The organism is Streptococcus sp. SG2 (genome assembly GCF_030439925.1).
GTDB lineage: Bacteria > Bacillota > Bacilli > Lactobacillales > Streptococcaceae > Streptococcus > Streptococcus gordonii.
Genome location: NZ_JAQFJD010000002.1, coordinates 15,038 through 37,896 on the forward strand (window position 1 = coordinate 15,038; position 22,859 = coordinate 37,896).

General features: G+C 33.9%; 21 protein-coding genes and 1 tRNA gene. 15 read left to right on the forward strand and 7 right to left on the reverse strand.

What is annotated here, in order from left to right:
- Nucleotides 1-157: 157 nt before the first annotated feature.
- Together PCY09_RS03980 and rlmH are read right to left on the reverse strand one after the other, a co-directional pair.
- Nucleotides 158-231: transfer RNA gene (locus tag PCY09_RS03980), tRNA-Arg, on the reverse strand.
- A gap of 42 nt (nt 232-273) precedes the next feature.
- Nucleotides 274-753, reverse strand: coding sequence for a 23S rRNA (pseudouridine(1915)-N(3))-methyltransferase RlmH (gene rlmH / locus PCY09_RS03985; RefSeq protein ID WP_008808034.1), 480 nt, complete (start codon nt 751-753; stop codon nt 274-276).
- Between the two features lie 193 nt (nt 754-946).
- Here rlmH and PCY09_RS03990 point away from each other — a divergent pair, with 193 nt between their 5' ends.
- The 5 genes from PCY09_RS03990 (at nt 947) to PCY09_RS04010 (ending at nt 6,021) form a co-directional block, all read left to right on the forward strand.
- Nucleotides 947-2,140: a S1C family serine protease gene (locus PCY09_RS03990; RefSeq protein ID WP_061602213.1), complete on the forward strand. Its 1,194-nt coding sequence runs from the start codon at nt 947-949 to the stop codon at nt 2,138-2,140.
- Nucleotides 2,141-2,205: 65 nt separating this feature from the next.
- Nucleotides 2,206-2,970 (forward strand): ParB/RepB/Spo0J family partition protein, encoded by a 765-nt coding sequence (locus tag PCY09_RS03995; RefSeq protein ID WP_061602214.1) that lies wholly within the window; start codon nt 2,206-2,208, stop codon nt 2,968-2,970.
- Nucleotides 2,971-3,173: 203 nt separating this feature from the next.
- Entirely contained in the window at nt 3,174-4,526 is a 1,353-nt protein-coding gene (dnaA, locus tag PCY09_RS04000; RefSeq protein ID WP_008808037.1) for a chromosomal replication initiator protein DnaA, read from the forward strand.
- A 155-nt stretch (nt 4,527-4,681) separates the two neighbouring features.
- Nucleotides 4,682-5,818, forward strand: coding sequence for a DNA polymerase III subunit beta (dnaN, locus tag PCY09_RS04005; protein WP_011999559.1), 1,137 nt, complete (start codon nt 4,682-4,684; stop codon nt 5,816-5,818).
- Nucleotides 5,818-6,021, forward strand: a complete 204-nt coding sequence (locus PCY09_RS04010; RefSeq protein WP_008808039.1) for a DUF951 domain-containing protein — start codon at nt 5,818-5,820, stop codon at nt 6,019-6,021. The genes dnaN and PCY09_RS04010 overlap by 1 nt, the downstream gene beginning before the upstream one ends.
- Before the next feature lie 18 nt (nt 6,022-6,039).
- On the opposite strand, the gene PCY09_RS04015 is transcribed toward PCY09_RS04010, so the two are convergent.
- From PCY09_RS04015 to PCY09_RS04025, 3 genes are all read right to left on the reverse strand, one after another.
- Complete coding sequence (locus PCY09_RS04015) at nt 6,040-6,558, reverse strand: YehR family protein (RefSeq protein WP_045504988.1); 519 nt, start codon at nt 6,556-6,558, stop codon at nt 6,040-6,042.
- A 64-nt stretch (nt 6,559-6,622) separates the two neighbouring features.
- On the reverse strand, nt 6,623-9,193 hold the full coding sequence (locus PCY09_RS04020) for a YfhO family protein (RefSeq protein ID WP_125396742.1): 2,571 nt from the start codon (nt 9,191-9,193) through the stop codon (nt 6,623-6,625).
- Nucleotides 9,194-9,232: 39 nt separating this feature from the next.
- The gene (locus tag PCY09_RS04025) at nt 9,233-10,855 is read right to left on the reverse strand and encodes an ATP-binding cassette domain-containing protein (protein ID WP_045772587.1); all 1,623 of its coding nucleotides are present in this window, start codon (nt 10,853-10,855) and stop codon (nt 9,233-9,235) included.
- A 229-nt stretch (nt 10,856-11,084) separates the two neighbouring features.
- Here PCY09_RS04025 and trpS point away from each other — a divergent pair, with 229 nt between their 5' ends.
- Nucleotides 11,085-12,107 carry a tryptophan--tRNA ligase gene (trpS, locus tag PCY09_RS04030; RefSeq protein ID WP_046164776.1) on the forward strand — a complete coding sequence of 341 codons (1,023 nt, stop codon included), beginning with the start codon at nt 11,085-11,087 and terminating at the stop codon, nt 12,105-12,107.
- A gap of 104 nt (nt 12,108-12,211) precedes the next feature.
- On the forward strand, nt 12,212-13,693 hold the full coding sequence (guaB, locus tag PCY09_RS04035) for an IMP dehydrogenase (protein ID WP_008808044.1): 1,482 nt from the start codon (nt 12,212-12,214) through the stop codon (nt 13,691-13,693).
- A 104-nt stretch (nt 13,694-13,797) separates the two neighbouring features.
- Here the strand turns inward: guaB and recF are convergent, their stop codons facing one another.
- On the reverse strand, nt 13,798-14,883 hold the full coding sequence (recF, locus tag PCY09_RS04040; RefSeq protein ID WP_125396743.1) for a DNA replication/repair protein RecF: 1,086 nt from the start codon (nt 14,881-14,883) through the stop codon (nt 13,798-13,800).
- A gap of 1 nt (nt 14,884) precedes the next feature.
- Nucleotides 14,885-15,277, reverse strand: a complete 393-nt coding sequence (gene yaaA / locus PCY09_RS04045) for a S4 domain-containing protein YaaA (protein WP_227250366.1) — start codon at nt 15,275-15,277, stop codon at nt 14,885-14,887.
- A gap of 154 nt (nt 15,278-15,431) precedes the next feature.
- Between yaaA and PCY09_RS04050 the strand changes: the two genes are divergently transcribed.
- The 8 genes from PCY09_RS04050 to PCY09_RS04085 all read left to right on the forward strand — a co-directional run bounded on the left by PCY09_RS04050 (nt 15,432) and on the right by PCY09_RS04085 (nt 22,854).
- Nucleotides 15,432-16,679, forward strand: coding sequence for a pitrilysin family protein (locus PCY09_RS04050; RefSeq protein WP_125396745.1), 1,248 nt, complete (start codon nt 15,432-15,434; stop codon nt 16,677-16,679).
- Nucleotides 16,679-17,974 carry a pitrilysin family protein gene (locus tag PCY09_RS04055; protein WP_061597366.1) on the forward strand — a complete coding sequence of 432 codons (1,296 nt, stop codon included), beginning with the start codon at nt 16,679-16,681 and terminating at the stop codon, nt 17,972-17,974. Before PCY09_RS04050 ends, PCY09_RS04055 begins: the two co-directional genes overlap by 1 nt.
- A gap of 246 nt (nt 17,975-18,220) precedes the next feature.
- Nucleotides 18,221-19,051, forward strand: coding sequence for a cytoskeleton protein RodZ (gene rodZ / locus PCY09_RS04060; protein ID WP_301556694.1), 831 nt, complete (start codon nt 18,221-18,223; stop codon nt 19,049-19,051).
- An 8-nt stretch (nt 19,052-19,059) separates the two neighbouring features.
- Nucleotides 19,060-19,599 (forward strand): CDP-diacylglycerol--glycerol-3-phosphate 3-phosphatidyltransferase, encoded by a 540-nt coding sequence (gene pgsA / locus PCY09_RS04065; protein ID WP_045505006.1) that lies wholly within the window; start codon nt 19,060-19,062, stop codon nt 19,597-19,599.
- Nucleotides 19,600-19,602: 3 nt separating this feature from the next.
- Nucleotides 19,603-20,427 (forward strand): energy-coupling factor ABC transporter ATP-binding protein, encoded by an 825-nt coding sequence (locus PCY09_RS04070; RefSeq protein WP_125396931.1) that lies wholly within the window; start codon nt 19,603-19,605, stop codon nt 20,425-20,427.
- The gene (locus tag PCY09_RS04075; protein ID WP_125396746.1) at nt 20,412-21,251 is read left to right on the forward strand and encodes an energy-coupling factor transporter ATPase; all 840 of its coding nucleotides are present in this window, start codon (nt 20,412-20,414) and stop codon (nt 21,249-21,251) included. The genes PCY09_RS04070 and PCY09_RS04075 overlap by 16 nt, the downstream gene beginning before the upstream one ends.
- A complete protein-coding gene (locus PCY09_RS04080) occupies nt 21,244-22,038 on the forward strand; it encodes an energy-coupling factor transporter transmembrane protein EcfT (protein ID WP_061602220.1) in 795 nt (264 codons plus the stop codon). Before PCY09_RS04075 ends, PCY09_RS04080 begins: the two co-directional genes overlap by 8 nt.
- Before the next feature lie 201 nt (nt 22,039-22,239).
- Nucleotides 22,240-22,854: a LysM peptidoglycan-binding domain-containing protein gene (locus PCY09_RS04085; RefSeq protein WP_125396932.1), complete on the forward strand. Its 615-nt coding sequence runs from the start codon at nt 22,240-22,242 to the stop codon at nt 22,852-22,854.
- The last annotated feature ends 5 nt before the right edge of the window (nt 22,855-22,859 follow it).

A 22,859-nucleotide genomic window follows, 5' to 3' on the forward strand; every position in this document is an offset into this window, starting at 1 on the left:
TAATAATTTTTTGTAAAGTTAACTTACAAGATTATTATACAGGGAGATTTCCCAAATATAGAAAATCAGCTTCATATGCAAGTAAATATAACTGAAATGTCATTTTTAAAAATTTTATTAAAAAAAGAGTGCGCTTGAGCGCACCCTCAATCTTATCTGATCCCAGCAAGATTCGAACTTGCGACCGTTCGCTTAGAAGGCGAATGCTCTATCCAGCTGAGCTATGGGACCATACTTTATTATTGTAACAAAAAGACCGTATAGCGTCAAGATTCATTTATGATAAGGACTGCCTTGCTGAATCATAAAAGCGCGATAAATTTGCTCCATTAAAACTAAACGCATTAATTGATGAGGTAGGGTTAATTGACCAAAACTCATCAAAAGATTGGCTCTTTCTTTTACTTTAGGAGACAAGCCTAAGCTACCACCAATAATAAAAGTGATATCTGAAAAACCTCGAACTGAAGCATCTTCAATAACTTTACTAAATTTTTCAGAAGGAAATTGCTGACCTTCAATAGCTAAAACAATAACAAACTCACGATCTAATACTTTAGATAAAATTCGTTCCCCTTCTTTCGACAGAATTTGTTGGTTCTCTAATGGACTTGCTTTATCTGGTGTTTTTTCATCAGCTAATTCAATTATCTCTACTTTCGTAAAACGACTCAGTCGTTTTGAGTATTCTGCAATCCCTTCTTTAAGGTATTTCTCTTTTAGTTTTCCAACTGTTACAAGCTTTATTTTCATAATTTTATTTTATCATATTCACACTTTATTCACACCATTTCAATGAGAAATTTTTACCTCATCTATAGATTTTCTAATAAAAATTAACGTTTTTTCTAAGTTTTCCACAAACTGTGGAAAAGTGATTATTTTTAAGATATAATTAAGTTATCGGTTCTATACTTACAGCAATTTGAAATATTAGGAGGAAGATATGAAAAACTCTTCAAATTTCTTCAAAAAAACATTGCAAGTTTTCATTGTTTTGTTAGTTGGTTTTATAGGTGGTGTTGCTGGAACATGGGGATTTTCTTATTTTTCAACACCTCATTCAGCCACAAATAATAATCAGAAAACAGCGACTACAATAACAACATCCTATAAAAATAGTAATTCTACAACAAAGGCTGTTGATAAAGTAAAAGACGCGGTTGTCTCTGTCATTACATATTCTGAATCTAATTCAGATGCTATTTTTGACAACAATAATTCAGGAAATGAAAATGATCAGGTAGCTAGCGAAGGATCTGGTGTTATCTATAGAAAAGATAAAGACTATGCTTACTTAGTTACCAATACACACGTTATCAATGGTGCAAAAAAAGTTGATATCCGTCTTGCTGATGGGAATAAGGTTCCTGGTGAAATAGTCGGGACTGATACATATTCTGATATTTCTGTAGTCAGAATTCCTGCTGATAAGGTTAAAAATGTAGCAGAATTTGGAGATTCTAGTAAATTAACCGTTGGAGAAACTGCCATTGCAATCGGAAGTCCTCTTGGTTCTGATTATGCTAATACAGTGACTCAGGGAATTGTTTCCAGCCTAAGCCGTAATGTTTCTTCACGATCAGAAGATGGTCAAACAATTGCTACTCAAGCCATTCAAACTGATGCCGCAATTAATCCTGGTAACTCTGGTGGTCCTCTTGTAAACATTCAAGGTCAAGTTATTGGTATTACCTCTAGTAAAATTGCTAACACCAATAATGGTAGTACTTCTGTTGAAGGTATGGGATTTGCAATACCATCCAATGATGTTGTAAATATCATTGAACAATTAGAAAAGAATGGAAAAGTCATTCGACCAGCTCTAGGAATTCAAATGGTCAACTTAAGTAGTTTATCTTCTTCAAGCTCTGATCGATTAAAACTTCCAGATAATGTAAAAAGTGGTGTCGTTGTTCGTTCCACACAAACTGGAATGCCTGCTGATGGTAAGTTACAAAAATATGATGTGATTACAAAAATTGATGATACAGAAATATCATCTGCTAGCGATATCCAATCAGCTCTTTATAAACATTCAATTAATGAAGAAATTAAAGTTACTTATTATCGTGATGGAAAAGAGCAAACAACAACTATTAAACTAACTAAATCAACTGATGATTTAAGTTCTGAATAAATACCATTTACAAGACTGTCAACACACCTTTACTCTTTCGTAAAGGTGTGTTATGCTATATACAAATGGAAAATTATCAATATATTTTAATTAAAGATATTCACACCAATCCCTATCAACCAAGAAAAGATTTTTCAATAGAGAAATTAAACGAGTTAGCAAATTCTATTAAAGAAAACGGATTAATCCAGCCTATTATCGTCAGGAAATCATCTATCATTGGATACGAACTTTTAGCTGGGGAAAGAAGATTTAGGGCAGCTAAAATAGCAGGATTAACTGAAATTCCTGCCTTAGTCAAATCACTAAGCGATGATGAAATGATGAAGCAGGCTATTATTGAAAATCTTCAAAGAGAGGATCTCAATCCAATAGAAGAAGCTGAATCTTATCAACATCTTATTTATAAGGGATTAACGCATGATGAAATCGCTCAGATTATGGGGAAATCAAGGCCTTATATTACAAATCTTGTTCGCTTGCTACAGTTACCTGATTTTGTCTTAAAAGCGGTAAAAGAAGGTCATATTTCTCAGGCTCATGCTCGATTACTAATAAAACTTAAGGAAAAAGACCAGAAAAAATGGCTTGAAAAAATTATTTCTTCAGATATTTCTGTTAGAAAATTAGAGAAATTATTACAAACTTCTCCTACTAAGCCTAAGTCTGAAAATGTCCAAAAAATTTTTATCGAAGAAGAAGAAGAAAATCTAAAGAAATTATTGGGAGTTGATGTAAAGATTAGTCTCTCTAAGAAACAAACTGGCAAAATCTCAATTTCTTTTTCTAGTCAGGAAGAATATGAAAGAATTATTAACAGTCTTAAATAGTACTGTTATTTTTCTTTTATCATTTCACAAGCATTTCCACAAAATATAGTATCCAGAAAACTTTATATAGCAAGAAAAATCTTAACTTTCCACAACTTGTGGAAAACTTTGATAAACATTGTGGATTTCTATTCACAGTTGTGGAAAACTTTTTAAGTTTATGTTAAAATATTGAAGAATATTATAAGTAGAAGGGAGAAATAATGGCTCAGGAACAAGAATTTTGGGCGCGTGTATTAGAGTTAGCTCACACTCAGCTAAAAAAAACAACCTTTGACTTTTTTGTAGCAGAAGCCAAATTGATTAAAATTGAAAATAATCAGGCGACAATTCACTTAGATAGTCCTGTTAAAAAGCTTTTCTGGGAGCAAAATTTAGCAGATATTATCCTAACGGCTGGTTTCGAAATCTACAATGATCAAATTACTGCCTTATACGTATTTGAAACAGAAGACAGAGTTAAAGAAGAACCAGTTTATTTAACTTCACAGCAGCCCGATTTAACTGAAAAGAAAAAATCTCCTCCACTAGCTACTGGCTTAAAAGCAAAATATACTTTTGAAAACTTCGTACAAGGAGATGGCAATCAGTGGGCAAAAGCAGCGGCCCTAGCTGTCGCAGATAATCTGGGAGGTATCTATAATCCCTTATTCATTTATGGTGGACCAGGTTTAGGAAAGACACATTTATTAAATGCTATTGGAAACGAAGTATTAGAAAATACACCTGATGCTCGGATAAAATATGTTCCTGCTGAGACCTTTATTAATGATTTTCTAGAACATCTTCGTTTAGGAGAAATGGATAGTTTTAAAAAAATCTATCGCAGTCTTGATTTATTATTAATCGATGATATTCAGGCACTTAGTAAAAAAGTATCTACTCAAGAAGAATTCTTTAACACTTTTAATGCCTTGCATGGAGAAAATAAACAAATTGTTTTGACCAGTGACCGTAGTCCAGACTACTTAGAAAATTTGGAAGAAAGACTAGTCACGCGCTTCAAATGGGGATTAACTAGTGATATCACTCCTCCAAATTTTGAAACTAGAATTGCTATTTTGCGAAATAAAATCGAAGAATTTGATCTTATTTTCCCAAATGAGACAATTGAATATTTAGCTGGACAATTTGATTCAAATGTACGTGATCTTGAAGGTGCTCTAAAAGACATCAATTTACTTGCTAGCATGAAGCAGATTAAAGAGATTACTATAGATATTGCAGCTGAAGCTATTCGCTCTCGTAAACAAGCAGGAAGTCAACTATTAGTCATCCCAATTGATCGTATCCAAACTGAAGTTGGGAATTTTTACGGAGTTAGTGTCAAAGAAATGAAAGGGACTAGGCGAGTTCAAAATATTGTATTAGCTCGTCAGGTTGCCATGTACTTGACCAGAGAATTAACAGATAATAGCTTACCAAAGATTGGACGTGAATTTGGAGGAAAAGACCATACAACTGTAATTCATGCCCATGGAAAAATAAAAAGTATGCTAGAAGAAGACGATAATCTACGTTTAGAAATTGAATCGATAAAAAATAAAATAAAATAGTTGTGGATAAGTTTTCAAAAATATGGAAATTAATCCACAAATTGTGCACAAGTAAAAATACTTGCTGTAACTATGATTGAACTATTTTTCCACATTATCCACATAGCCTACTATTACTATTAACCTTATAATCATAAATAATAAAAGGAGTTTTCATGATTAACTTTTCTATTAATAAAAATTTATTTTTACAAGCCTTGAACACAACCAAACGAGCTATTAGTCATAAAAATGCCATTCCTATTCTTTCAACGATTAAAATTGATGTTACTAACGAGGGAATTACCTTAATTGGTTCTAATGGACAAATTTCAATTGAAAATTTTATTTCTGTAAATAATGAAAATGCAGGCCTCTTAGTTACTTCCTTAGGTTCAATCCTTCTTGAAGCTACTTTCTTTATTAATGTTGTTTCTAGTCTTCCAGATGTGACTCTTGATTTTAAAGAAATTGAGCAAAAGCAAATCGTACTGACTAGTGGAAAATCAGAAATTACTCTAAAAGGAAAAGATGCTGATCAATATCCACGTATTCAAGATGTACCAACTTCTAATCCATTGGTTCTTGAAACAAAGATTTTGAAGGATTTAATTAATGAAACAGCATTTGCAGCTAGTCTACAAGAAAGTCGTCCTATTTTAACTGGTGTACACTTTGTTTTAACGGATCATAAGAATCTTAAAACAGTTGCTACAGATTCCCATCGACTCAGTCAAAAGAAAATTATTCTAGAAAAAAATGGGGATAACTTTGACGTTGTTATTCCAAGTCGTTCTCTACGCGAATTTACAGCTGTTTTTAGCGATGAAATTGAGACAGTTGAGGTTTTCTTTGCTAATCATCAAATTCTTTTTAGAAGCGAAAATATTAGCTTCTATACACGTCTATTAGAAGGAAATTACCCAGATACGGATCGTCTTATTCCAACAGAATTTTCAACAGTTGTTACTTTTGCAACATCTGCTCTACGTGCTGCAATGGAACGTGCTCGCCTATTATCTAATGCCACACAGAATGGAACTGTAAAACTCGAAATTGAAGGTGGCGTTGTAAGTGCTCATGTAAACTCTCCAGAAGTTGGCCGAGTGAATGAAGAAATTGATGCTGAAAATGTTTCAGGAGAGAATCTAACTATTAGCTTTAACCCGACTTACCTTATTGAAGCTTTAAAAGCTGTGAATAGTGAAAAAGTAACTATTAGCTTTATTTCAGCTGTTCGTCCATTTACTCTTGTTCCTAGTGATCAAGAAGAAGATTTCATTCAATTAATTACTCCAGTGAGAACAAACTAATGTACGATAAAGGAAGTTATGTTGAAATGAAAAAGCCACATGCCTGTACGATTAAGTCAACAGGTAAAAAGGCAAATCGTTGGGAAATCACGAGAGTTGGAGCAGATATCAAAATTCGTTGCACTAATTGTGATCATGTTGTCATGATGAGTCGTTATGACTTTGAGAGAAAAATGAAAAAAGTCTTAAGTGATGAAACTTAAGACTTTTTATTATTTTTATTATTTTTTTAGTTCTTCAAATTTACCATTTTCGACTTTTTTGAAGCCACTTTTTTCAAGCGCTTCTCCACTAGCTTTCATACTAATTTTTTTCGCATTTTTTTCGTTAGAAATCATCATACCTGGAAGAGAGGCTAATTCTTTTAAATCAGCTTTGTCGTAATCAATTTCTATATTTTCTTTAATACCGTTTTTATCAAAGGAGACTTTTTCTTTAATTCCTTTGACTGTTTGATATTGTTTTGAAAGCTCTTCTATTTTAGCTTTAGCAGCATTTTTTTGCTCTTCTTGGCTTTCATCGATTCCTAAAGACTTATAAGAAATGAAATTTTCAGTAGTTTGTTTGGTAACTACGTCACCTTTATGATAATAGGTCAGACGCATATCAAATTGATTTGATTGATCAATTCTTTGGTAATAAGTAACATCTTCTTTTTGACCACAAGCTACTAAAAGAAAAGCAAAACATACTGTAAGTATAGTAAGGGACAATTTTAATAAATGATTTTTTTTCATCATGGAAACCTCCTTCATATACAAATATTATAAAATAAATTTTTAAAAATTCAAATCATTTTTTGAATTATAATCTTTTTTTGTAATTATAAAGAGTGAAAAGAGTAATTCCTAAAATAAAGCATCCTATTCCTTCCTTAAAACCTTTAGGAATAAATTTTAGGATAACTCTTCCTGTTCCTTTTTTTACATCAACCTTCATGAAACCATCTTGAGCCTTGTAGATAGTAACTAGGTGACCATTTTGTGTTGCACTCCACCCCTTGTCGTAAGGTAAAGTTAAAAAGAGAGAGGAATCTTTTTGAGCTTGATAATCTACAGTTATTTGGCTATTTTTTGTAGTAACTTCAACTTTTTGAGAATGAATTTTATCAATTGCTTCTTGAAAGTGATTGATATTTACTTTGTAAAATTCAGGTTTATCAAAAGAAACTTGAGAATTATCAGGAAATGTAAAGCGAACAGTTACAGTTTGTTTATCCGTAAAATGACCAAGATTAAAAAATGTAAAGACATTATTTGTTGTAAAGCGTCTTGTTTCGTTTCCTATCGAAATATCAACAACTGTCTGATCATCATTAGAAAAATGTATATTTGGAAGACTGACATAAACTTGACTATTCTCAGGAACATCTAGTGTATAAGTCATACTAGCAAAGCTTGAATTATTCTCTTTGTCAACATTTACAGTGATATGATCATTATTTTCAATAATGTTATGAGAGTTTATTGGATAAATTTTTTGAAAGTATTTATAGTTTAAGCCTGATAATTGATTTAGAAATTTTGTTTGATTATCAAGAGTTAAATTATTAAACTTTACATCTTTGTAAACTTTATTAGTTAAAAAAGCTAAGGTAGTTGCATTTTTATTTTGATATAGGGTTAGATTCTTTTCTGTTTTAATTGGAGTGAATCCATACTTTTGAGGATTTACTTCAGAAATATTATAAGCAAGCGAGAAGATAGCATCCATTAAAATGCTATTGTTTTGATAGCGTAAATTAAGATTAGTTCCAGTTGATTTAAAACCAAGTTTATCTAGAGTTGAACTTGTCATTGTATTCCGAACAGAAGAAAATTGTGAAATACCATTGTAGTTATATTTCATACTATCATTTCCTGTTTGAGGATCCAATGTCTCTGTGCGAAAAAATTCTGTATTTTTATCTTTTGAATACTTTACAAGCTTGTCAATTTCTTTTAAATTTTTAGCATAGGAAGAACGGCTAGCAAATACCCATTCTTTAGCAATGCCATCAACTTGGTAAAAAGCGTTTAAAGAAACTTCAAAACAAACAAAAGCTAATGTTGTAACAAAAAACACTTTCTTTGAAATAAAAGATTTAGTAAAAGTACCAAATATTAATAAGTAGGCTAAGAGAAACTCTAAAGTTAAAATAAAGTTTACAGGTCCTAAAAAATCATAATGTTTTCTAAAAATAAAAACTAGAATAAATCCAATGGATAAAATAGTGAAAGATATAATTAGATTTTTAAATTTGATTTGTTTAAGACGTTGTAAGCTTTCTGCTGCTAAAAAGATAACGAGAAGGGAGAATAGCCAAGAATAGCGATGTAAAAACATATTAGGTGCGTGCATCCCTTGCCAAAATAAATCTAATCTTTCAAGAGAAAAACTAGCAACAAATATTATAATTAGAAAAAAATAGGAAAGTTTCACGTGAAACTTAATCGATTTTAATGTAAAAAACAAGATAGCTAGCAAGAGTGGAACTATTCCAACATAAATCATTGGAATGGATCCGTATTTAGTTGTATCAAAGCTTCCAATAAAATTTTTAGCAAAAATATCTAAAAACCAAGTTTTTTCTGTAAACAGTCTATCAACTGAAGTTAATTTTTCTCCATGAGTTTTTAAATCCAAAAATGTTGGCAAAATCATAATTAGACTTGTGACGCCAGATAATATTGACACAATTGTAAAGTCTAAAAAAGTTTTAATTCTATTTTTAAAATCCCATGTTGTTTGAACAAAAAACCAAAAAATTAAAAATAGTGCCATCATATATCCAAAATAGTAATTCTGGATAAAGAGAATTGACAAACTCGTAAAGTATAATACTCGATTTTTTTTGAGGAGTAAAAGGTGTAAACCATAGAGAATTAGAGGAGCAAGGATAAAGACATCTAGCCAAGTTTTGATTTCAATTTGACTAGTTGCAAAACTCATAAGAGAATAGCAGGTTGACAGCATTAAAATAAGAAAGTTTGGTATTTTTTTAAATATTCCTTTTAAACTGATAGCAGCTGTTAACCCAATTAATCCAAATTTAATCAAGGTAAAGAGATAGACAGCATCTGGCATATTTTCTAGATTGAAGAAATAAACAAAAGGAGATAAAAAACTTCCTAAATAGTAACTAGTCAAAGCATAAAAGTTTAAACCTAATCCACTTGTAAAGGTATAAAAAAGACTATCACTGCCATGAAGAATATTTCTGAGCGTAGTATCAAAGATAACATACTGATGAAACCCATCTCCTAGTAAAGGAGATGTATCACTATTCCAATAAATTCCTTGGGAAAGATATACAATGAACATAATTAAAAAAGGAATTAAAAATGCTGCAAAGTAAACCCAATAATTTTTAAAATAATTCTTTATTTTTTTCATAAACTATATATAGCTAAAAAGCGAATATTCATTCGCTTTTTAATCTTTCCATAATTCTTTTACTTTTTGCTGAACTTCTTGATTTTCTAAGAATTCATCATAAGTTTCATCAATACGATCAATCACACCATTTTTAGATAACACAATAATATGATTTGCTAATGTTTGAATAAATTCATGGTCATGGCTAGCAAAAATAATGGACTCTTTGAAGTTTTTCAATCCATCATTTAAGCTGGAAATTGATTCCAAATCTAAGTGATTTGTTGGATCATCCAATACCAAGACATTAGATTTAAGTAACATCAATTTAGAAAGCATGACCCGAACTTTTTCTCCACCTGACAAGACGTTTACAGACTTGTTAACCTCATCTCCAGAGAAAAGCATACGCCCAAGAAAACCTCGGAGGAAAGTATTGTCATCTTCTTCTTTACTTGCAAATTGACGCAACCAATCAAGGATTGACTCACCACCAGCAAAATCACGAGAATTATCTTTAGGTAAATAAGATTGACTAGTTGTCACACCCCACTTGACAGTTCCTTCGTATTCAATATCTCCCATTAAAGCACGAATTAAGGCTGTTGTTTGAATATCGTTTTGACCAATCAAAGCTGTCTTGTCACCTGGACGCAAGATAAAACTAATATTATCAAGAATAGTTTCTCCGTCAATCTTGACAGAAAGATTTTCAACTGTCAAGAGGTCATTACCAATTTCACGTTCAGCTTTAAAGCTGATAAATGGGTATTTACGGCTAGATGGAACAATTTCTTCTAACTCTATCTTGTCAAGCATCTTTTTACGGGAAGTTGCTTGTTTTGATTTGGACGCATTGGCAGAGAAACGAGCAACAAACTCTTGAAGTTGTTTGATTTTTTCTTCTGCTTTGGCATTTCGGTCAGCGAGTAGCTTAGCCGCTAGTTCGCTTGATTCTTTCCAGAAATCATAGTTTCCGACATAGAGCTTAATTTTTCCAAAGTCAAGGTCGGCCATATGAGTGCAGACTTTATTCAAAAAGTGGCGATCGTGGGATACAACAATAACTGTATTGTCAAAATCGATAAGAAAGTCTTCCAGCCAAGTAATCGACTGAATATCCAGACCATTAGTTGGCTCGTCCAGAAGTAAGACATCAGGTTTACCAAAAAGGGCTTTTGCCAAGAGTACTTTAACCTTGTCCCCATTAGAGAGTTCACTCATATTTTGGTAGTGAAGATCTTCTGGAATATTTAGGTTTTGCAAGAGTTGAGATGCTTCACTTTCTGCTTCCCAGCCACCTAGTTCAGCAAACTCTCCCTCAAGCTCAGCCGCACGAACACCATCTTCATCTGAAAAATCTGGCTTCATGTAGATAGCATCTTTTTCCTTCATGATACTGTAAAGTAGGTCATTTCCCATAATAACAACATCAATGACTCTTTCATCTTCGTAGTCAAAGTGATTTTGACGAAGAACTGAAAGACGTTCATTAGGACCTAATGAAATATGACCAGTTGTTGGTTCAATATCTCCAGCTAATATTTTTAAAAATGTTGATTTTCCAGCGCCATTGGCACCAATTAAACCATAGGTATTACCAGCTGTAAATTTGATATTGACTTCATCAAATAATTTGCGGTCGCTGAAACGTAATGAAACATCTGATACTGTAAGCAATATAATTCTCCTCTTTAATATAACTAGTACTATTTTACTAGAAAAATCACCATATTTCAAATGATTCAAGAAGAAACTCTTGTTTTTAATTGTAAAATCTTTGTCAACTTATTGTCAATTAAATTGACAAAGGTGTAAAAGTTATTTTTATATAGAAATTTATCCAATCTCCTTTCTCATTTTTATTGAAAATGTTATAATGAATTCAACATTAATTGAGGAGAAATAGATGACAAAGCCTATTATTTTAACAGGAGATCGGCCAACTGGAAAATTACATATTGGCCATTATGTAGGAAGTTTACGGAATCGAGTTCTTTTACAAAATGAAGGAAAATATGATTTATTTGTTTTTTTAGCTGATCAACAAGCCTTGACAGATCATGCCAAGGACCCACAAACAATTATTGAATCAATAGGGAACGTAGCTTTGGATTATTTAGCTGCAGGATTGGATCCAGAAAAGGTTACTATTTTTATTCAGAGTCAAATTCCTGAACTTGCTGAATTAACAATGTACTACATGAATCTAGTCTCTTTAGCTCGGTTGGAAAGAAATCCAACTGTCAAGACAGAAATAGCTCAAAAGGGCTTTGGTCAAAGCATTCCTACAGGATTTTTGGTTTATCCAATTTCTCAGGCGGCTGATATTACAGCTTTTAAGGCGAATTATGTACCAGTTGGGACTGATCAAAAGCCAATGATTGAGCAAACTAGAGAAATAGTTCGTTCTTTTAACAATGCTTATCAAAAAGATGTCTTAGTTGAACCGGAGGGGATTTATCCTGAGAATGAAGCTGCAGGACGATTACCAGGGTTGGATGGAAATGCTAAAATGTCTAAATCATTAAATAATGGAATCTACCTTGCTGATGATATGGACACACTTAAGAAAAAAGTGATGGGAATGTACACAGACCCTAATCATATTAGAGTAGAAGATCCGGGAAAAATCGAAGGTAATATGGTTTTTCATTATCTGGATGTTTTTGGAAGACCAGAAGATCAAGCAGAAATTGCTGCTATGAAGGAACATTATCAAAAAGGCGGCTTGGGTGATGTAAAGACAAAACGTTATTTATTGGAGATTTTAGAAAGAGAGTTGGGCCCTATTCGTGAGCGTCGGATAGAGTTTGCTAAGGATATGGGACAAGTCTATGATATGCTTAAAAAAGGAAGCGAAAAAGCACGTCAAAAAGCTAGCCAGACTCTTTCTGAAGTGAAATCAGCGATGGGGATTAATTATTTTTAATAGATGATTGACAAATCATAACAGAGTGGTATTATATTATAAATTAAGTTGGTCTAGAACATGGTTCTACTATATAGATGAAAATAGAAAAGAGGAAACTTCGAATGTCTAATTGGGACACTAAATTTTTGAAAAAAGGTTTTACCTTTGATGATGTATTGTTGATTCCAGCTGAAAGTCATGTGTTGCCTAACGATGCTGATTTAACTACGAAATTGGCAGATAATTTGACTTTAAATATCCCAATTATTACAGCAGCAATGGATACCGTAACAGAAAGTCAAATGGCCATTGCTATCGCGCGTGCAGGTGGTCTTGGAGTAATCCATAAAAATATGTCTATTGCGCAACAAGCAGACGAAGTCCGTAAGGTAAAACGTTCTGAAAATGGTGTCATTATTGATCCCTTCTTCTTAACACCAGAACATACAATTGCTGAAGCAGATGAATTGATGGGACGTTATCGTATTAGCGGTGTTCCAGTTGTTGAAACATTAGAAAACCGCAAGTTGGTTGGTATATTGACCAATCGAGATTTGCGTTTCATTTCTGATTTTAATCAACCTATTTCTAATCATATGACTAGCGAAAATTTGGTTACAGCTCCGGTTGGAACAGATTTAGAAACTGCTGAGCGTATTCTTCAGGAACACCGTATTGAAAAACTTCCTCTAGTTGATGAAGATGGTCGTCTTTCAGGTTTAATCACGATTAAGGATATTGAAAAAGTAATTGAATTTCCAAATGCTGCTAAAGATGAGTTCGGTCGTCTCCTAGTTGCAGGTGCAGTTGGTGTTACTTCAGATACATTTGAACGTGCCGAAGCCCTTTTTGAGGCAGGAGCTGATGCGATTGTTATTGATACTGCTCATGGACATTCTGCAGGAGTTCTGCGTAAGATTGCTGAAATTCGTGCTCATTTCCCAGATCGTACTTTAATCGCAGGAAATATTGCAACTGCTGAAGGTGCGCGTGCCCTTTATGAAGCAGGTGTAGACGTTGTCAAGGTTGGTATTGGCCCAGGTTCTATCTGTACCACTCGTGTGATTGCTGGTGTTGGTGTCCCTCAAGTGACTGCTATTTATGATGCAGCAGCTGTTGCGCGCGAATATGGTAAAACAATCATTGCTGATGGTGGTATTAAATACTCAGGTGATATTGTCAAAGCTCTAGCAGCAGGTGGAAATGCTGTTATGTTAGGTTCTATGTTTGCAGGAACTGATGAAGCTCCTGGGGAAACCGAAATTTTCCAAGGACGTAAGTTCAAAACATATCGAGGTATGGGATCAATCGCTGCAATGAAGAAAGGTTCAAGTGACCGTTACTTCCAAGGTTCTGTCAACGAAGCTAATAAGTTAGTTCCAGAAGGAATTGAAGGTCGTGTAGCATACAAGGGTGCTGCAGCTGATATTGTCTTCCAAATGCTTGGAGGGATTCGCTCTGGTATGGGTTATGTTGGAGCTGCAAATCTACAAGAACTACACGAAAATGCTCAATTTATTGAAATGAGTGGTGCTGGATTGAAGGAAAGTCATCCTCATGATGTTCAAATTACAAACGAAGCTCCTAACTATTCAGTACAATAAAAAAATGCGCCATATATTGGTGCATTTTTATTTTACAATAGATATAGTTGATCTTTACAATATATGTAAAGGTTGTAAAAATAGAGTTTACAATTTTGTAAACTCTATTTTATGTGCCCATTTAAAATTTCAAATATTTTTATATCTTTAGGTAGGTTTTTTAGGTGTTCCAAAGTAGTTGTGGTAATAAAAGTTTGTATTTCTTGAGAAATTGTTTCTAGCAATTTAAGTTGACGATTATTGTCAAGTTCACTCATCACATCGTCAAGCAGGAGGATGGGAGATTCTTTTGTTATATTTTCAATCAATTTTATTTCTGCTAATTTAAGAGAGAGTACCACACTTCTGTGTTGCCCCTGACTTCCATAATTAGCATCCATTTGATTGATAAAGAAAGCTATATCATCTCGATGAGGACCTACACCAGTATTTTGTTTAAATAAATCTCTTTTTCGATTTTTACTTAGGCTTTGTCTAAAACTTTCTTCAATACTGTCAATATCTTGTAAAGGTACAGAGGATAGATAGTCAATAGTTAGAGTTTCTTTTTTTTGTGAGATATCAAGGTGTTTTTCCTGGGCGAATATTTCGAGTTTTTTTAAGAAGTCTAAGCGATGTTTGACCACACGACAACCATATTCAATAAGCTGTTCATCTAAAACAGATAGAAAATTCTCATCAATTTTTTGACTGTTCTTTAGATAAGAATTTCTTTGTTTAAGAACATGATTGTAATTGGAAAGATCTGCTAGATAAAGAGGCTTGATTTGCCCCAATTCAATGTCTATAAATTTTCGTCTTAATGTAGGCGAACCTTTAATAAGTTGTAAATCTTCTGGCGCAAACAGAACAACATTCATTGTCCCAATATAGTCGGAAAGTCTATTTTGCTTGAGATGATTGATTTTAGTAATACGTCCCTTAGCTGTCAACTCGATGTCAAGAGGAATTGTTCCTGTCTTTTTTTCAAGGATACCTGATACTTTGAGATCTTTTTCTTGAAAATGAATAAAATCTTTATCTGATCTAGTTCGGTGACTACGAGTCAAAGCTAAGAAGTAAATAGATTCTAGAATATTTGTTTTTCCTTGTGCATTTTGGCCAAGAAAAACGTTTAGACCAGAGTGAAAGTTGATTTCTGCATCTTGATAATTACGAAAATGTTTAAGAGTGAGTGATTTTAGCCACATATTATGTTCCTGGGAAGCGTACAGGGGCTTTTTTCTCTTGCCTTATACCTGTTTGCTTTCTGTTATTCTTTTTGGGAGCAGTAGTATTTTTTTTAAGATTTTTATTCATTTCTTTAACCATGTTAGCAATGCGTTGTTTTTCAGCTGTTTCTTCTGTATGCCGAACTTTTTCGTCTGGACTTGGTTCAAGAATAGATAGAGTTAGGTTTTCTCTAGGAATCGTTATTTGGTCTCCAACTCGAATTTTTTTTCCTCGTCTTGTTTCTAATTCACCATTGAAAAAAACATCATTTTCAGCTAAAAACGCCTTAATAGCACCGCCACTTTGGATTACTCCAACCTCTTTCAGGAGAGCTTGCAGTGTGATATATTCATCAAATAATTTATAATCCATATTTCACCTCAATCCTTGTCATTATACCATATTTTAAGACTGAAAGTGTATAAAATATCCAGGAAAGAAAACGTTTTAATCTGTTATAAGGAACACCAATTTCACATCATTTCGTGATATAATAGAATTCATATTAGGAAGCAAGAGGAACCTTATGGAATTAGCAAGAGGAGTCAATCTCCATTTTATTAAATCAACTAAATTCAAAACAAATAAAATAAAACTTCGTTTTTCTGCACCAATGAGTCCGGCTACTGTTGCTGAGCGAGTTTTGGTTTCTAGTATTTTAGAAACGGCAAATGCTGTTTATCCAACTTCTCAGCTATTTCGTGAGCGTTTAGCTAGTTTATATGGATCAAATTATTCAACCAGTGTTTCAAAGAGAGGTTTGGTTCATTATGTAGATATTAATGTGTCCTTTGTTAGGGATTCTTTTTTAAGTAGGAAAAACGCCCTAACAACAGAGATGGTTGAATTTATCAAAGCAAGTCTCTTATCTCCTTTAGTTGACCAGAAAGGTTTTGAGTCCTCTATCTTTGAAATTGAAAAGAAAAATATTATTCATGAGTTGGAATCTGAAATAGAAAACCATTTTTATCACACGCATTTGGAATTGAATAAATTATTTTATTTAAGTGAAGAAATGCAACTTCCTCGAGTTTCAAGTCTTGACTTAATGAAACAAGTGACACCTGAGACTAGCTTTTCAGTCTTTCAGAAAATGCTGAAGGAAGATAAGATTGATATCTTTTTTATCGGTGATTTTAATGAAGTGGCTATGCAGGAACAATTTTCTCAATTTGGCTTCACAGATCGTGAACAGGATTTACTATTGGACTATCAGCAACCTTTTTCAAAAATTTTACGAGAAGGGATTGAACAAAAGGAAGCTAATCAATCCATTTTAGAAATGGGCTATCATTTCCCTATTCAATATGGAGATACTAGTCATATCCCTTTGATTGTAATGAATGGTCTTCTGGGTGGTTATGCACACTCTAAATTATTTGTAGAAGTTCGTGAGAAAGCTAGTCTGGCCTATACTGTTTCTAGCACTATGGACATTTTTTCAGGAATGTTACGAGTATATGCTGGTATTGATAGAAAAAATCGTAATAAAGCTATGACTTTAATTAATCGACAAGTAGCTGATCTAAAAAGAGGAAAATTTTCTGAAGAAGAGCTTCAACAGACGAAAAATATGCTTAAAAACAGTGCTCTCTTATCTCAAGATCGTCAAAATGCTTTACTGGAAACAACTTATTTGTCGGCTGTTTTAGGCAAGAAATTTTTAAGAGTCGATGAGTGGTTAGAAGTTATGGAAAATGTTAAGAAGGAAGATATTGTTTTAGCAGCGAATACCTTGAAACTTCAAGCGATGTACTTTATGGAAGGGAAATAATGCAGAATTTAGCGCTGAAAAAAATAGAATATACAGCTATTGGAGAAAGTCTTTATCGGGTAATTTTACCAAATAGATTGCGACTTTTTTTACTTCCTAAAACAAATTTTCATGAGACATATGGTATTATGACGGTGAATTTTGGTTCGGTAGATACTTATTTTGTTCCGAGAGGTACCAAGCAAGCTATCCATTATCCAGCTGGAATTGCTCATTTTTTAGAACATAAATTATTTGAAGATGAAAATGGCAATGACTTATTACAGGAATTTGTAGACTTAGGAGCAGAAAGTAACGCCTTTACTAGTTTTACAAAGACAAGTTATCTTTTTTCGACAACTGAGAATGTAGAAGAATGTTTGGAATTGCTACAGGACTTGATTGGGGAAGCTTATTTTACAGAAGAATCTGTCCAGAGAGAACAAGGAATTATCCAGCAAGAAATAGAAATGTACCAGGATAATCCAGATTATCGTTTGTTTTTTAGCGCTTTAGCAAATCTCTACCCAGGAACAGCTCTTGCACAAGATATAGCTGGAAATCGCGAATCGATTGCCGAAATCACAGTGGAAGATTTGGATGAAAACTTTGAAACTTTTTACCATCCGTCTAATATGAGTTTATTTTTAGTTGGAAATTTTGATCTGGAAAAAACAGTAGCTACTATTAGTGAAAAACAAAATTCGTATGAAATAGATGATGAGAAGTCAGCCATTAAGAGGCGAACATTAAAATTATCTCCTGTAGTTCCAACTGCTAGTATGAGGATGGAAGTTAGCCGACCTAAATTAGCTGTTGCTATGCGAGGAAATGACAAAATTTCAAAGAGAAAATTATTTCGCTATAAACTTATTTTAAAATTATTATTTGATATGATGTTTGGTTGGACTTCTAAACGTTATCAAAAAATGTATGAAAATGGGAAAATTGATGCTTCCTTGACTCTAGAAGTTGAAGTAGAAGAACGCTTCCACTTTGTTATGCTGACGATGGATACCCAGGAGCCAGTAGCCCTATCTCATCAAATCCGTACAGCAATTAAAGAATTCGCTCAAGATATGGATGTAACAGAAGAGCATTTAGATATTGTTAAAAGTGAAATGTATGGTGATTTGATGCATGGTCTAAATTCGTTAGAATATATGGCAACGCAGTATGAAACCCTTATAGATGGAGAAAATCTTTTTGACTTGCCAAAAATTTTACAGGATATTCACTTAGAAGATATTTTAGAAGTTGGTCATGAGTTTATTGATCACTGTGACATGATAGATTTTACAATTTTTCCAAAATAATCCTAACAAAAGAAGAGAAAAATTTGGTACAATAGTCTGTAAAAAAATGATAGAAGATGTTTTCAGAAAAGAGGATATAAAACATAAAAAATGAAACAAAGATCTAGTCCCTAGTATTATCTTTGTAAGGCTGATTCATGTTATTGGCTATGAAATCTAGATTTTATAAATATGATAAACTTTAAAGCTTGTGACATCTGGCTTGGGCACAGCTTTTTCTAGTATTTTTTAGAGGAATTTGAACGTATGAGAAAAAAAACGATAGGTGAGGTATTAAGGTTAGCTCGAATTAATCAGGGACTAAGCCTAGAAGATTTACAACAAAAAACAGATATTCAGTTAGATTTATTAGAGGCTTTAGAAGCAGATGATTTTGATAAACTACCTAGTAGTTTTTATGCCAAATCTTTTCTCCGTAAGTATGCTTGGGCAGTAGACTTAGACGAAAAAATCATTTTAGACGCCTACGAATCAGGTAGTATGGTTACTTATGATGAAGTAGATGTTGATGAAGAAAATATGGGGAGAAGAAGAAGCAATAGACAAAAAACATCTTATTTGCCACTTTTCTATTTTTCTGTCATATCGTTGGCAATCATTGCCTTTGTAACTTATTATGTCTGGCAATATGTTAATCAGATGGAAACGGAAACGGAGAATTCAGCTTCTTCTAGTTACAGTGTGGTTAAAAGCGAAGGGTCTTCAGAGGCCACTTCAACTAGCTCTAATCTGACGAGTTCTTCTTCAACCACATCGTCTAGCAGCAATGCTTTAAAAGTTTCTGGTAGCGGGCAAAATCTGACAGCGACTTATTCTGGGGCAAAAGATCCTGTAACTATCAAATTATCCGTCACAACTGCAACTAGTTGGGTCAGTGTGTCGGGAACAGATTTAGACAATGGGGCTGTTTTATCTCCAGAAAATCCAAGTGTAACAACTACTGTGTCTCCTGGTTCATCTACAGTTATCACTTTAGGTGTTGTAGAGGGTGTAACGGTCTCTGTAAACGACCAGATCATTAATACTTCTGCAATCAATACCCAATCGGGAACGATTACTTTAACAATCAATAATTGAGAATGCTTATGAAAAAAGAAAATATTCCAAATGCTTTAACGCTCTTGAGAGTGGCGTTAATCCCAATTTTTATCTTATTACTGACCGTTGGTTCATCTAAGACTATTCATGTCATTGCTGCGATTATCTTTGCGGTGGCCAGCATTACTGATTATTTGGATGGATATTTAGCTCGTAAATGGAAAGTTGTCACCAATTTTGGGAAGTTTGCTGATCCGATGGCAGACAAACTTTTAGTTATGTCAGCGTTTATCATGCTGATTGAAATGAAAATGGCTCCTGCCTGGGTGGTAGCTGTGATAATTTGTCGAGAATTAGCTGTGACCGGATTGCGTCTTTTGTTGGTAGAAACGGGAGGAACGGTCTTAGCTGCAGCGATGCCCGGTAAGATTAAAACATTTACACAGATGTTTGCAATTATCTTCTTGCTGATCCATTGGACGCTTTTGGGACAAATCTGTCTGTATATCGCTTTAATCTTTACAATATATTCTGGTTATGACTATTTCAAAGGGAGTGCCTATCTCTTTAAAGATACCTTTAAATAAATGATGAAAAATATTATCGAAGTACACAACCTCAAATATAAATACGACAACGATACTGAAGAATACATTTTAAATGATGTAACGTTTCACGTGAAACATGGTGAATGGTTGTCCATTGTTGGTCATAATGGGAGTGGTAAATCGACCACGATTCGTTTGATTGATGGCCTTTTAGAAGCTGAAAGTGGAGAAATTTTTATCTTAGGTGATCAACTGACTCCAGAAAATGTTTGGGAAAAACGTCGTCATATTGGAATGGTTTTTCAAAATCCAGACAATCAATTTGTTGGAGCAACTGTAGAAGACGATGTGGCTTTTGGTTTGGAAAATCAGGGAATGGACCATGAGACTATGGTTGAGCGAGTAAATGAAGCGCTTGAGATCGTAGGGATGCAAGACTTTAAAAATCGTGAACCAGCTCGTCTTTCTGGAGGGCAAAAGCAGAGGGTGGCTATCGCAGGAATAGTGGCTCTCCGTCCGGATATTATTATTTTGGATGAAGCGACTAGTATGTTGGATCCAGAAGGACGTTTAGACTTGATTCAAACAGTGAAACGCATCAAAGATGAGAATCAAATGACGGTCATTTCGATTACACATGACTTGGATGAAGTTGCACTTAGTGACCGTGTTTTGGTCATGAAAAAAGGAAAAGTAGAATCAAGCAGTACAGCTAGAGAGCTGTTTTCAAGATCAGATTTACAGGAATTAGGACTTGATGAACCCTTTTCAAATCAAGTCAAGGCAACCTTGAATGAAGATTTTGATTTGCCAGCTGATTATCTAACAGAAAAAGAATTGCAGGAATCTTTATGGGAATTACTTTAAAGAATGTTAGCTATACTTATCAAGCAGGCACACCGTTTGAAGGGCCTGCCCTTTTTGATGTGGATTTGGAAATTAAAGATGGCTCTTACACTGCTTTAATCGGTCATACTGGTAGTGGAAAATCTACTATTTTACAGCTTTTAAATGGTTTATTGACACCTTCTGTAGGAAGTGTCACTGTTAATGATATAGAAATCACAGCTACTTCTGTTAATAAAGATATAAAGCAAGTAAGAAAAAAAGTCGGTTTGGTGTTTCAATTTGCAGAAAGCCAGGTGTTTGCAGAAACAGTCTTAGATGATGTGGCTTTTGGTCCTCAAAATTTCGGAATTTCTAAAGAAGAAGCGGAACGTTTGGCGCGTGAAAAACTTCTTTTGGTGGGAATTTCTGAGGACTTATTCTCACGTAGTCCTTTTGAGCTTTCAGGAGGACAAATGAGACGAGTAGCTATTGCTGGAATTCTAGCAATGGAACCAGAAGTTTTAGTTCTTGATGAGCCGACAGCTGGGTTAGACCCAGCAGGTCGTAAGGAACTAATGGAAATCTTCCAAGGCTTACATGAGGATGGTATGACTATTGTGCTGGTAACTCATTTAATGGATGACGTGGCAAATTTTGCTGATACTGCGTATGTGCTGGAGAAAGGACATTTAGTGAAAAGTGGTTCTCCCAAGTATATCTTTCAAGATGTGGAATTTATGGAAAAAATCCAACTGGGAGTCCCTAAGATTACAAAATTTGCTCAAGGTCTGGTGGAAAAAGGATTAAATTTACCTAATTTGCCAATTACAATCACTGAATTTAAGGAGATACTGCATGGATAAGATGATTTTAGGGCGGTATATTCCAGGTAATTCTCTGATCCACCGTCTGGATCCTAGAAGTAAACTATTATCTATGTTCTTGTTTGTTTTAATTATTTTTTGGGCAAATAATTTAGCAACAAACCTTTTGCTTTTTGTTTTTACATTTTTTTTAGTTTTTCTTTCTAGAGTCCCTATTGGATTTTTTGTAAAAGGTCTCCAATCTATGCTTTTCTTGGTTGCCTTTACGACTGTTTTTCAGCTCTTATTTACTACAACGGGAAATACTCTTGTCCAATTTTCCTTTATTCGCATTACAGATATAGGCTTAGCACAAGCAGGCATTATTTTTAGTCGATTCGTTTTGATCATTTTTTTCTCAACATTGCTCAGTTTGACTACAATGCCTTTAAGTTTGGCGGATGCGGTAGAAGCTCTCTTAAAACCTCTGACTGTTTTTAAATTCCCAGTGCATGAGGTAGGATTGATGTTATCAATGAGTTTGCGATTTGTACCAACTCTAATGGATGATACTGTTCGAATTATGAACGCTCAGCGAGCTCGAGGAGTGGATTTTGGTGAGGGAAACATTGTACAAAAAGTGAAATCCATTATACCGATTTTGATTCCTTTATTTGCTTCTAGCTTTAAAAGAGCGGATGCTTTAGCTATTGCAATGGAGGCGCGTGGTTATCAAGGAGGAAATCAGAGAAGTCGTTATAGACAGTTAAAGTGGCAAAATAAAGATTCCTATGCGATTCTTGTCTTGATAATTTTAGGAGCTATATTATATCTGCTAAAAAATTAATGTCAAGTCTGATTTTTGTGTTAATTTCACATATTATTTTAAAATAATATGTAGAAATACGATGGACAAGGCAATGTTGGTGTTTAAATAAAATACATTTGTAATTTTTGTAATCCTATTTTAAATGACCTGTAATATTTAAAGTGTATGATGGTACTATCAGTGAAAAGGAGAACCAGAATTATAATGAAATTACAACCAATGAAAGGTGCCTTCGCATTTGTTGCTACAGCAGCTACCCTATTTTTGACAGGAGTTGTAGCTAAGGCAGACACATATACAGTAAAAGCTGGCGACACTTTGTCAAAAATTGCAAAAGAAAAATCCACAACTGTTGAAAGCTTAATTAAATTAAACAAGCTTGAAAATCCAGATTTAATTTTTGAAAATCAAGTGCTAGAACTTGGTGATACAAAAGCTAATAAAAAGGCTCCAGCTGTTGCTGCAGCACCAGGACCAGCGACACAGGATAATCAAGCGGCACCTGCACCAGTAGCAACTATTACAGTTCCTGCAGCATCAGCTAACTATTCTACCTATAATTCTACACCTGTTCTTGCTAATGGTAATACAGCAGGTGAGACAGGTACTTATGCAGCGGCTCGTATGGCTGAGTTGACAGGAGTTTCTGCTTCAACTTGGGAAGCAATTATTGCTCGTGAATCAAATGGTCAAGTAAACGCCTATAATGCTTCAGGTGCTAGTGGCCTGTTCCAAACAATGCCAGGATGGGGTTCTACAGCAACTGTTGAAGATCAAATCCAATCTGCATACAATGCCTATAATGCTCAAGGTTTATCAGCTTGGAATTATTAATATAA